Below are 11,858 nucleotides of genomic sequence, written 5' to 3'. Positions count from 1 at the left end.
CGGCACACCTGCTGCCGTCACCCGGCTGCGTTACCGCCCACGGCGCTCGGACGCAGGGGGCGTCGCCTCGACCAGACGCCGCGTGATCCACAGTGGTGAGGTGACGGCGTTGCCCATGACGACGGCGTGGGCCCCGGCCGCAAAGGCTTGCCGGACCTGCTGCGCCGTGCGGTAGCGACCCTCCGCTATCACCGGCACCTCCAGCCGCTCGGCGAGCTGGGCGACGAGTCGTAGGTCGGGGCCCTCCGTCGGCGGGCTGGTCGGCGTGTAGCCGGAGAGTGTCGTGGCCACCGCGTCGGCACCGGCGTCGACCGCGGCCAGGCCCTCGGCCAGGGTGGAGATGTCGGCCAGCACCAGGGCGGCGGTACGCGAGTGCACCGCGCGTACCGTGTCGGCGAAGCTGCCCGCGTCCGGGCGGGGCCGGTCGGTGGCGTCGACGGCCACGACGTGCGCCCCGGCCGTGGCGGCCCGCACCGCGTGTGCCGGGGTCGGGGTGATCATCACTCCGGTGGTGCCGTGTTTGACCAGGCCGATCACGGGCACGTCGACGGCGGCGCGGATCGCCGCGATGTCGTCCGGCCCGTTGGCGCGGATCGCCACCGCACCGCCCGCCGCGGCCGAGGCGGCCACCCGGGCCTGCACGTAGGCGTCCCGCATCGGGTCGTCGGGCTCGTCGGGCAGCGGCTGGCAGGACACCACCAGACCACCCCGCATGACGTCGAAGACCGTCACCTGTCCTCCATCGCCATTCGGGCCGCGCCGATCGCCACGGCGTTGTCACCGAGCGCCGACGGCAGCAGCGGTACGTGGGACCAGGCCGGGAGCACTTCCGCCTGGTAGGCGCGGGTCGCCGCGGACAGCACCGCCGGCGCCGCGCCGCCGGCCAGGACGACCGCCGCCGGGTCGAGCAACGCGACGAGTCCGGCCAGGGCCGCGCCCAGCGTCTCGCCGGCATGATCCAGCACGCGCTGGGCGGCGGCTTCGCCGGCTGCGGCCCGGGCGGCGACCTCCCGCCCGCTCACCTGCTCACCGGCGGCCAGGGCGTAGGCGGCGGCGATCCCGCTGCCGGACGCCACGGCCTCCAGGTGCCCCCGGTGCCCACAGCCGCAGCGCAGCTGCCCCGCGCCGGGAACCGGCAGGTGGGCGACCTCGCCCGCCGCCCCCCGGGCGCCGCGTTCGAGGCCGCCGCGCCAGACCAGAGCCCCGCCGAGGCCGGTCCCGACGGCGAGCAGGAGCAGGTGCTCCCGGCCGCGCCCCGCGCCCGTCCACGCTTCCGCGAGCGCGGCGGCGTTCACGTCGTTGTCGACGTGCACCCGGCGGCCCAGTCGGGCGCCCAACTCGTCGGCGATCCTGGTGCCGGCCCAGCCGGGCAGGCTGTCCGTGGCGTACCGGACGGTGCCGGTGGCCGGATCCAGCGTGCCGGCGGCACCCACCCCGATGCCCGCGACCCGGCCGCCGTCCAGGAGCCGCCCGGCCAGTTCGGCGGCCGTGTCGAGCACCATCGCCGGCCCGTGTCGGGCGGGTGTGGGGGCCTGGACCCGGGCGGCCACCCGCCCGTCGGGGGTGAGCAGCAGGGCGATCGTCTTCGTGCCCCCGATGTCGATGCCGAGATACGCGACGTCCGCGTTCCCCGTGGCGAAGCTGTCGATCATGGTTCCGTTTCTCGGGGTGACCGGTGATTGTCGTGTAGTCCTGGTCGAACTCTCGCAGGCCTGGTTTCGGCCCAGACCGCAAGTTACGCTACGGCGGATCAGAGGCGTGTACCGGGATCGGGTGCCCGCCGCCCGCCCGCTGCAATCCGTCCGCGTCCGCCAGGGCGTCGCGTCGCCGCCGGCGCTGGTCGAGGTTCTTGGTCCGGGGCGACTCTGGGCAAGTTACGGCCCCGGCCGCAACAATCGAGCCACACTCCATCGATCAGTGAAGGAGACCGATGAAACGGACAGGACTGCGGTCCGCCGCCCTGCTCACCGCCGGCGGGCTGCTCGCCGGCTTGCTCGTCGCCACCGCCGGCGGCGCGGTGAACGCCGCCCCGCCGCCGGCTCCCGCCCCGATCGTCGGCGCGGAACAGGACCTGGGCCACGCCATCAATTCGCGGGTGCTCTCGCAGTACCAGGCGCAGGGCGTCGACCAGCAGGGGCGCCCACAGGCCTACTGGGTGACCGCCGGCAACAGCGAGGTCACGGCGATGTTCCAGGTCACGGACATCCGGTCGGGGAAGGTGGTCTTCGGCCAGCGACTGCCCTCCGGTACCGGTAGCTGGGCGGTCACCTTCGCCAGGCCGCAAGGTGCCGTCTACTTCGGCATGACCAACGGCGCCGTCTACACCTGGTCCCCCGGGGACACCTCGGTCACGTCCCTGGGCGTGCCGTACCCGGACGAGCAGATCTGGCGGATGGCCGCGGCGCCGGACGGTGTCGTCTACGGCGGGACGTACCCCAGCGGAAAGCTCTTCTCCTACGACCCCGCCACGAAGCGGTTCACCGATCACGGTCAGATCGTTCCCGGGGAGACCTACGGCCAGGCGCTCGCGATCGACGACCGGTACGTCTACTTCGGCACCAAGCCGAACGCGAAGCTGGCCCGCTTCGACCGCGCCACCGGCGAGGTGCGGCCGATCACGCTGCCCGCCCAGTACGCGGACGAGGAGGCCGTCTACGACCTCACCCTCGCCGGGGGATACCTGTTCATCCGGCTCGACCACTCCAGTGACCTGCTCGTCTACCGCCTCAGCGACGGGGTCGTCGTGAACATCGTCCCCGCGATCTCCGGTCGGATGGTCTCCGAAACCGATGCCACGGGCCGGTACGTCTACTTCCGCATGGTGGCCGACGGCATCGTCCGGTACGACCTCCAGACCCACACCTACACGCCGGTCGGCTGGAAGCCGAACGCGCTGCCGGGCAGTTGGGAATGGGTCGACCTGGCCGACCCGGCGTGGCCCGGACCGACCCTGTCGATGACGTACTACTACGGCCGCGTCTACCTGTGGAACCCGCAGACTCGGCTGACCCGGTACATCGGCGAGCAGGACCTGGAGGGCGCCCCCAACCCGATCCAGGCGATGGGGACCGGGCCGGACGGATCGGTCTACATCGGCGGGTTCCTGTCCCCACCCGGCATGGCGCGCTTCGACCCGGCCGACGACTCCATGACCCTGCTGTCCGGCGCCGGGCAGGTGGAGGGTTTCGGAACCCGCGGCGACCACCTGCTCTACGGTCGCTACCCGGACGGCAACCTGCTCTCCTACGACACCACCAGGCCGTGGGCGTACGGGTCCAACCCGGCTCCCAGGGCCGTCCTGGGCGACGAGCAGCAGCGGGCGCAGGCCTTCGTCGACCTGGGTGAGACGGTCGCCGTCGGCAGCATCCCCCGCGCGGGTCGCCTCGGCGGCGCCCTGAGCTTCTGGACGCCGTCGACCGGTGCCGTGCAGACCTACCGGGACATCGTGCCGCAGCAGAGCGTCGTCAGCCTGGTCGAGCACGACGGACTGCTCTACGGCGGCACCTCCGTCAACGGCGGGTACGGCATCGAGCCGACCGCCACCGAGGCCGAACTGTTCGTGTTCGATCCGCAGACCCGGCAGGTGGTCGAGCGCGCGGTTCCCGCGCCCGGCGGCTCGGCAGTGAACGCGCTGGTCGTCGACCCGGCCGGCACCATCTGGGGCCTGTCCGACGGCACGCTGTTCACCTTCGATCCGACGACCCGCACGGTCACCAGGTCGGAGCGGCTCTTCCCGAACGAGACGACGATGTACGGCCACGAGCGGGGTCTCGTCCTCGCCGCCGACGGCTTCTTCTACGCGTCGGTGTCCGACAGCCTCTGGCGGATCGACCCGGCGACGTGGAACGCCGTCGAGCTGGCCGCCGGCCGGGTGGCCTTCCTCACCAAGGGCGGCGACGGCAACCTCTACTACGGCCGGGTGTCCCGCCTGTACCGGTGGAACTTCGCGCTTCCCGCGGTGTGCAGCCGCGTCGTCAGTGGCAGCTACGCGGGGCCGCTCGAGGTCACGACGGGGACCACCTGCCTGCGGGATGCCACGGTGTCCGGGCAGGTGTCGGTGGGCGAAGGGGCGGCGCTGGTGGTCCGGGACAGCACCGTCGAGGGACCGGTCGTGGCCCAGCGGGCCGCCGGCGTGACCGTACGGGACAGCTCGGTGGTCGGGCCGCTCTCCGCCACCGGCACCACCGGTGACTTCAGGCTGGTCGACTCGTCGGTGGCGGGGCCGGTGACCGTGGTCGACGGACGAGGGCCGTCGGTTCTGGCGGGCAACGTGATCGAGGGCCCCCTGCGCTGCACCGGCAACGATCCGGCGCCGCAGGACGACGGCCAGCCGAACGAGGTGACCGGCCCCGTGCAGGGGGAGTGCGCGAAGCTCTGACCTCGCGTGGTCCCGCGGCCGGCGCTCCGGATGCCATCCGGAGCGCCGGCCGCGGCGCGCCCCGGCCAGGTGCGGAAGGCGGGGCTCGTCCTGCTCACCGCAGCGGAGCACCAGGGGCGCGTCCGACGGATCGAACCCGACCAGAGTCCGGATGGGTGCGGGCGGAGGGAAGCGACGGACACAGAAACCGGTTACAGTGCTCGGACCGGACCACACGACGACAGGAGGTGCCCCGGTGACGAGCATCAGCGACCACCAGCCGGCAGACGCCCGATCCGACTGGGAGTCACGGATCGCGTTGCGCAGCGACGAGACGGGCACGACGGACGGCACGCCCGTCCTCGCCCCGCCGGACGGTCTGGCGGCGGTCGCCGGGGTCCACCACGTCCGTCTCTCGTGGTCCCCGGTGCCCGGCGCGGTGGGTTACCTGGTACACCGCGCGCCGGTGCGCGACGGCGCCGCCGACGGCGAGCTGACCCCGATCGATCACCTCGGCGGTGACGTCCTCGCCATCCCCGACACCTGGTACGTCGACACCACCGGCGAGCCCGGCCAGCCGTACGCCTACGCGGTCGCCGCCGTCCCCGAGGTCACCGTCACCGGCCCGCTCGGGGCGCGGGTGACCTGCGCGTCGCTGCCCGGCACCGACGTCGCCCCGACCGTCGTCCTCCAGGTCGACGCGGCCGCGGACGGCGCCGCGCTGGCCCGGCCGTGGCAGCCGATGATCGGTAGCGAGCGGCTGTCCCAGCTGCTCTGCACGGACACCTCCGGCGGCCGGGAGATCGGCGGCGAGCTGCTCGCCGCGCTGCGCCGCATCCGCGACGAGATCGGCGTCGAGACGGTTCGCGCGCACTCGATCCTCCACGACGACCTCGGCGTCTACCGGGAGGTGGACGGCGAGCCGGTGATCGACTTCTCCGGCGTCGACCGGGTCTACGACCTGCTCCTGTCCATCGGGCTGCGACCGGTCGTCGAGATCGGCTTCATGCCTCGCGACCTGGCCAGCGACCCGGAGCGGACGGTCTTCGAGTACCGCGGGGTCATCTCCCCGCCGAAGGACTGGGACCGCTGGGGCGAGTTGGTCCGCGCCCTCGTCGCGCACCTGCTCGACCGGTACGGCGACGAGGTGCTGGGCTGGGACTTCGAGGTGTGGAACGAGGCCAACCTCGAGGTGTTCTGGTCGGGCACCAGCGAGGAGTGGATGCGGCTCTACGACGTGACCGCCAAGGCGGTCAAGGACGTCGACCCCCGGATCCTCGTCGGTGGCCCGTCGTCCGCCGCCGCCGGCTGGGTCGACGCGCTGCTGGAGCACGTACGGCGCTCCGGCGCTCCGGTCGACTTCGTCTCCACGCACACCTACGGCAGCCCGCCGCTGGACCTGCGCCCCACCCTGGAGCGGCTCGGCTTCGGGCACGCCCGAATCCTGTGGACCGAGTGGGGCGTGACGCCCACCCACTTCCACCCGGTCAACGACGGCACGTCCGCGGCGACGTTCCTGCTCACCGGCATGCGCTCGGCAGCGGGCCGGGTGGACGCCCTGTCCTACTGGGTGGCCAGCGACCACTTCGAGGAGTTGGGCCGCCCGCCGCGGCTGTTGCACGGCGGCTTCGGCCTGATCACCGTCGGCGGGATCGCCAAGCCCCGCTACCACGCGCTGCGAATGCTCAGCCGGCTCGGCGAGACCGAGCTGCCGGTGCGCGCCGGTGGGGACGGCGCCGACGGCCTCGTCCAGACCTGGGCCAGCCGGCGCGCGGACGGCAGCCTGGCCATCCTGGTGTGGTCGTCCACGCTGGACCAGTCCAAGCGCGACGGCGACCGGGCGCTCGCCCGCCAGATCCGCCTGGTCGTCGACGACGCGGCCGGCCGGACCGTGACCGCCACCCGGCTCGACCGCGAGCACGGCGACATCACCACCCTGGCCGAGCAGCTCGGCGTCACCGAGTGGCCGGTCGGGGAGCAGTGGGACACGCTGCGCGCCGTCGACGTGCTACCGGTCGAGGAGGTCGCCACCGCCGTCGAGGGCACGGCGGCGGTGGTGGAGCTGCACCTGCCACAGCCGGGCGCGGTGCTCGTCGAGGTGGCCGGAGGCTGACCGTGCGGCCGAACCCTCCGCCGCCCGACGTCACGACGTCCGGCGCGGCCACGCCCACGGCCGGCGGCTCCACGTCCGCCGGCCTTCGGGCGGGCCGCGAGCCCCCGGGCCTGCCGGCGCGGGGACACGGTCACGGCATCCGGGTACGGGCAGGTCGCGGGCAGGTCGACGTCGACTGGGATCCGGTGCCCGGCGCCGCCGGCTACCTGGTGCACCGGGCCGACGGCGACGGCCCGTACCGGGTGGTCGACCATCGCGGCGGTGACCTGCTCGCGGTGCCCGGCCCGCCGTACGCCGACACGACCGTCGAGCCCGGGCGGCGCGTACGGTACGCGGTGCGCCCGGTGCTCGACCCGGACCGGCCCGGCGACGGTCCGCTGGGGCCGGGATCGGCGCCGGTCACGGCCCGCGACGGCGGTGACGCGGTGGTCGGGGTGACCGTCGACGCCGCCCGCCCGGTCGGGCCGGTGCCCCGCCCGTGGCGGGACATGGTCGGCTCGGAGCACCTGAGCCTGCTGCTCTACACCGACCGGGTGGGCGGCGAGGAGATGGGGGCCGGGCTGGCCGCCGCGCTCGGCCGGGTGCGCCGCGAGCTGAGCGTCGAACGGGTCCGCGCGCACGGCATCCTCGGCGACGACCTGGGCGTCTACCAGGAGGTCGACGGCCGCGCGGTGCACGACTTCACCGGCGTCGACGCCGTGCTCGACGCACTCGCCCCGACCGGCCTACGGCCGGTGCTGGAGCTGTCGTTCGTGCCGCGGGCGCTGGCCCGCGACCCGTCCCGCGAGGTCACCGCGGCGGGCGTGTCCAGCCCGCCCCGCGACTGGGACCGGTGGGCGGCGTTGGTCGGCGGCCTCATCCGGCACCTGCGGGCCCGAGTCGGCGACGCAGAGCTGCGGCGGTGGGCGGTCGAGGTGTGGAACGAACCGGACCTGGACTGCTTCTGGACCGGCACCCGCGAGGACTACCTGCGGATGTACGACGTGACGGCCAGGGCGGTGCGCGAGGCCTGCCCCGGCCTGCCGGTCGGCGGGCCGGCGACCGCCGCGACGAGATGGATAGAGCCGTTCCTCGACCACGTCGACGCCTCGGGCGCGCCGCTGGATTTCCTCTCCACCCATGTCTACGGCAGCCCGCCGCTGGACCTGCGACCGGCCCTGGAGCGGCACGGTCGGGCCGGCACCCCACTGCTCTGGACGGAGTGGGGCCCCTCGCCCACCCACTTCGCGCCGGTCAACGACTCGGTGCTCTCGGCCGCCTTCGTGGCCACCGGGATGCAGGAGGCGGCCGGCCGGGTCGCGGCGCTGGCCTGCTGGGTGGCGAGCGACCACTTCGAGGAACTGGGCCGTCCGCCCGCGCTGCTGCACGGCGGGTTCGGGCTGCTGTCGGTAGGCAACCTGGCCAAGCCCCGGTTCTGGGCACTGTGGATGCTGGAACAGCTCGCGCCCGTGCAGCTCGCCGCCCGGCTCGACGGGGACGGCGCGGGAACGCTGGTGCGGGCCTGGCCGTCCGTCGACCCGGACAGCGGGCGGGTCGCCGTGGTGCTCTGGAACGGCACGCTGGACCAGGGCGTGCTGGGCCGGCCCGACCAGCGCCGCCGGCTGAGCCGTACGGTGCGGCTGCGCATCGACGGGCTGCCCGCAGCCGGGTACGAACTCCGGCACCGCCGGCTGGACGAGCGGACGTCGAACCTCGCCGCGACCGCGCGCCGGCTCGGCGTCGACGGCTGGCCCACCGAGGAGCAGTGGGCCGGGCTGCGGGCTGCCGACACCCTCGCCGGTGCGGGACCGCCGGTCACCGTCGCGCCGGACGGCGGCTGCCTGCGGCTGCCGCTGACCCTGCCCCTGCCGTCCCTCGCCCTGGTGGAGCTGACCCCGCGATGACCCACACCGGACCATGGTGGCGGGAAGCCGTCACCTACGAGGTGTATCTGCGTTCCTTCGCCGACGCCGACGGCGACGGCCTCGGGGACCTGCCCGGTCTGCGTTCCCGGCTGCCCTACCTGGCCGCGCTCGGCGTGGACGCCGTCTGGGTCACCCCGTTCTATCCCAGCCCCGACCGCGACGCCGGGTACGACGTCACCGACCACCGCGATGTCGACCCCCGGCTCGGCACCCTCGCGGACGTGGACCGCCTCGTCACCGACGCGCACCGGCTCGGCCTGCGGGTGCTGGTCGACCTGGTGCTCAACCACGTCTCCTCGGCCCATCCGTGGTTCGTCACCGCCCGCGCCGCCGGCCCCGGCTCGCCGGAGCGGGCCCGGTTCCACGTCCGGCCCGGCCGCGGCCCGGCCGGTGCTGAGCCGCCGAACAACTGGCGGTCCATCTTCGGCGGCTCGGCGTGGACGCCGTTCGGCGACGGCGAGTGGTACCTGCACCTGTTCGACACCGATCAGCCCGATCTGCGCCACGAGCACCCGGAGGTGGCCGCCGACGCGCTGGCCACGCTGCGGTTCTGGCTGGACCGCGGGGTCGACGGCGTCCGCTTCGACGCGGCCGGCTCGCTGTGGAAGGACCCCGACTACCCGGAGCTGCCGCCCGGCTGGCAGCCCGGTGACCCGGCGCCGTACAGCGACCGGGACGAGGTGCACGAGATCTACCGCCGGTGGGCGCGGGAGCTGGCGTCCTACCCGGGTGACCGGCTCGGCGTGGCGGAGACCTGGGGCGGGCCGGAGGTGCTCTCGCCCTACCTGCGCCCCGACGAGCTGGGGCAGGCGTTCGCGATGGACCCGCTCTACTGGCCGTTGCGGCCGCAGCCGTGGCGCGAGGGCGTCGAGGCGCTCCTGGGTGCCACCACCCGGCACGGTCGGCTGCCCACGTGGGTGCACGGCAGCCACGACGTACGGCGAGCGGCCGACCGGTGGGGACCGGACGGCGCGCGGGCGGTGCTGCTGATGATGCTGGCACTGCCCGGCGCGGTCTACCTGTACGCCGGGGACGAACTCGGCCTGCCCGACGTCGCGCTGCCCGACGACGCGATCCGCGACCCGGTGTTCCGCCGCTCCGGCGGCGTGGACCGGGGACGCGACGGCGCCCGGGTGCCGCTGCCGTGGACCGCAGGCCCGGCGCCGTACGGTTTCGGCCCGGCCGGGTCCACGCCGTGGCTGCCCCAGCCGTCGGGCTGGGGAGCTCGCTCGGTGGCCCGCCAACGCCACGACCGGACGTCGACGCTGACCCTGGCCCGGGCGGCGCTGCCGCTGCGCGGTACCTGCTGGCGGGGTCGACCGGCGCGGCTGTCCTGGCGCGAGGCGCCGGCCGGCTGTCTCGCCTTCCGGCGCGGCGCCGGCGGGCCGACCTGCCTGGTGAACCTCGGTGACGGGCCGGTCGACTGGCGGCCCTACGGGGACCGGGTCCTACTCGCCAGCGGCGCGGCGGGGGCCGACAAGCTGCCGGCCCGCTCGACCGCCTGGCTGGCCTGACCGGCCGGCCTCCCCTCCCCCGTCACCGTGGGGAGGCCGGCCGGGGCCCGGGGGCCGCCGGGCAATGGCGGGCGCCCTGATGTCAGGCCGACGGCGTGCTCTCCCTGCCGGTGGCTTCCGCGAACGGGTTGGGGATCGAGTCGAGCAGCAACCTGGTGTAGTCGTCCCGGGGGGCGCCGATCACCTCGCGGGTCGGGCCGCGCTCCACCAGGATCCCCTGGTGGAGCACCAGCACCTCGTCGGCGAGCAGCCGGGCGCTGAGCAGGTCGTGGGTGATGTAGAGCATCGCCAGCCGCCGCTCTCGGACCAGCTCGCCGAGCAGCTCCAGGATCTCGGCGCGGATCGACACGTCCAGCATGGAGATCGGCTCGTCGGCGATCAGCACCTGCGGGTCGGGGGCGAGGGCCCGGGCGGTCACCACCCGCTGCCGCTGCCCGCCGGAGAGCTGGTGCGGCAGCTTGTCGAGGAACTGCCCGGCCGGGGCGAGCCCCACCCGCTCCAGCAGCTGGGCCGCGCGCTCCCGGACGGCGTCGCCGCGCAGCCCGGCGAAGTTGACCAGCGGCCGGGACAGGGCGTACGCCACCGTGCGGGTCGGGTTCAGCGCGCTGAACGGGTCCTGGAAGACCATCTGCACGTGCCGCCGGTAGTCACGCAGGGCCCGGCCGCGCAGCCGGTCCACCCGGATCCCGTTTCCGGAGCCGCCGGTGAACCGCACCTCGCCGGCGCTGGGGCGTTCCACCCCGGTGATGATCCGGGCGATCGTCGACTTGCCGCTGCCGCTCTGCCCGACCAGGGCGGTCACCGCGCCGGGGCGCAGCGCGAAGGACACCTCGCGGACGGCCTCGACGGTGCTGGTGCGCAACCCGCGCCGGCTCGGGTAGCGCTTGCTCACGTTCTCCACGGACAGCACCGCGTCGCCCTCGCCCGCGGGAGTGTCGGCCTGCCGGGTCAGGGTGCCGGCGGCCGGGAAGTGGCTGTCGAGGGTGGCGGCGGAGCCGAGGGTGACGACCGGCAGCCGGTCCTCCTGGGCGACCAGGCAGCGGACCAGCCCGCCGTGGTCGGGGAGCAGCTGCGGGTGCGTCGCCCGGCAGGCGTCCTCGGCGTGCGGGCAGCGCGGGGCGAAGAGGCAGCCGGTGTGCGGCCGGGACAGGTCCGGTGGCCGGCCGGGAATGTAGGTGACCCGCACGTCCGGCAGCCGGGGGTCGGCGTACGAGCCGAGCAGGCCGCGCGTGTAGGGGTGCCGTGGCTCGTGGAGCATGTCGGCGGCCCGCCGGTCCTCCACGATCTCGCCGCCGTACATCACCATCACCCGGTCGGCCATGTCGAGGACGGTGCCCAGGTCGTGGCTGATGAACAGCACCGCGAAGCCGAGCTCGCGGCGCAGCTCGGCCAGCCGGGTGAGGATCTCGCGCTGCACCACCACGTCCAGCCCGGTGGTGGGCTCGTCGAGCAGCACCAGCTTGGGACGCAACGCGAGCGCGAGGGCCAGCGCCACGCGCTGTTTCATGCCGCCGGAGAGCTCGTGCGGGTACGCCCGGAGCACCCGCCGGTCCAGGGCCACCAGCTCGAGCAGCTCGATGGCCCGTTCGGTGACGTCGCCGGGCACCTTGTGCGCGGCGAAGGTGTCGGCGAACTGCGCCTGGACCCGGATCACCGGGTTGAGCGAGTTCATGCTGCTCTGGAAGACGGTGGACAGGTCCACCCAGCGCAGCTCCCGCAACTGCTCCTCTCCGGCGGTGGTCAGGTCGACGCCGTCGAAGGTGACCCGGCCACCGGTGATGCGGGCCGGCGGGGAGAGCAGCCGCAGCACGGCGTTGCCGAGCGTCGACTTGCCGCAGCCGGACTCGCCGAGCAGGCCGACGAACTCGCCCTCGGCGACGGTGAACGAGACGTCGTGCACGGCCCGGTTCGCCGGCAGGTCGCGGGGGGTGTACGTGACGGTGAGGTGGTCCACCTCGAGCAGGGTCATG

The 11,858-nt window shown here is 74.4% G+C and carries 7 protein-coding genes; 4 read left to right on the top strand and 3 right to left on the bottom strand.

The window, feature by feature from the left end; translation table 11 throughout:
- Window positions 1-30 precede the first annotated feature (30 nt).
- The gene (locus ACGF5G_RS23225; protein ID WP_393265985.1) at window positions 31-732 is read right to left on the bottom strand and encodes an N-acetylmannosamine-6-phosphate 2-epimerase; all 702 of its coding nucleotides are present in this window, start codon (window positions 730-732) and stop codon (window positions 31-33) included.
- Window positions 729-1,652 (bottom strand): ROK family protein, encoded by a 924-nt coding sequence (locus ACGF5G_RS23220; RefSeq protein ID WP_393265983.1) that lies wholly within the window; start codon window positions 1,650-1,652, stop codon window positions 729-731. The genes ACGF5G_RS23225 and ACGF5G_RS23220 overlap by 4 nt, the downstream gene beginning before the upstream one ends.
- Before the next feature lie 278 nt (window positions 1,653-1,930).
- Between ACGF5G_RS23220 and ACGF5G_RS23215 the strand changes: the two genes are divergently transcribed.
- The 4 genes from ACGF5G_RS23215 (at window position 1,931) to ACGF5G_RS23200 (ending at window position 9,888) form a co-directional block, all read left to right on the top strand.
- Window positions 1,931-4,378, top strand: a complete 2,448-nt coding sequence (locus ACGF5G_RS23215) for a hypothetical protein (protein ID WP_393265980.1) — start codon at window positions 1,931-1,933, stop codon at window positions 4,376-4,378.
- A 235-nt stretch (window positions 4,379-4,613) separates the two neighbouring features.
- Window positions 4,614-6,470: a xylan 1,4-beta-xylosidase gene (locus tag ACGF5G_RS23210; protein WP_393265977.1), complete on the top strand. Its 1,857-nt coding sequence runs from the start codon at window positions 4,614-4,616 to the stop codon at window positions 6,468-6,470.
- 2 nt (window positions 6,471-6,472) lie between these two features.
- The gene (locus ACGF5G_RS23205; protein WP_393265975.1) at window positions 6,473-8,353 is read left to right on the top strand and encodes a xylan 1,4-beta-xylosidase; all 1,881 of its coding nucleotides are present in this window, start codon (window positions 6,473-6,475) and stop codon (window positions 8,351-8,353) included.
- Window positions 8,350-9,888, top strand: a complete 1,539-nt coding sequence (locus ACGF5G_RS23200; RefSeq protein ID WP_393265973.1) for an alpha-amylase family glycosyl hydrolase — start codon at window positions 8,350-8,352, stop codon at window positions 9,886-9,888. Before ACGF5G_RS23205 ends, ACGF5G_RS23200 begins: the two co-directional genes overlap by 4 nt.
- Before the next feature lie 82 nt (window positions 9,889-9,970).
- Here the strand turns inward: ACGF5G_RS23200 and ACGF5G_RS23195 are convergent, their stop codons facing one another.
- On the bottom strand, window positions 9,971-11,857 hold the full coding sequence (locus tag ACGF5G_RS23195; RefSeq protein WP_393265970.1) for an ABC transporter ATP-binding protein: 1,887 nt from the start codon (window positions 11,855-11,857) through the stop codon (window positions 9,971-9,973).
- Window position 11,858: the final 1 nt, after the last annotated feature.

It is taken from the genome of Micromonospora sp. NPDC047730 (assembly GCF_043204765.1).
Classification (GTDB): Bacteria; Actinomycetota; Actinomycetes; order Mycobacteriales; family Micromonosporaceae; genus Micromonospora.
Note: the sequence above shows the minus strand (reverse complement) of the source record. Positions and strands in the feature narration are given on the sequence as shown.

What these genes read in the sequence shown, in the direction of transcription:
- ACGF5G_RS23215 (WP_393265980.1), top strand. Translation starts at nt 1,931, where the DNA reads ATGAAACGGACAGGACTGCGGTCCGCCGCCCTGCTCACCGCCGGCGGG.
- ACGF5G_RS23220 (WP_393265983.1), bottom strand. Translation starts at nt 1,652, where the DNA reads ATGATCGACAGCTTCGCCACGGGGAACGCGGACGTCGCGTATCTCGGC.
- ACGF5G_RS23195 (WP_393265970.1), bottom strand. Translation starts at nt 11,857, where the DNA reads ATGACCCTGCTCGAGGTGGACCACCTCACCGTCACGTACACCCCCCGC.
- ACGF5G_RS23200 (WP_393265973.1), top strand. Translation starts at nt 8,350, where the DNA reads ATGACCCACACCGGACCATGGTGGCGGGAAGCCGTCACCTACGAGGTG.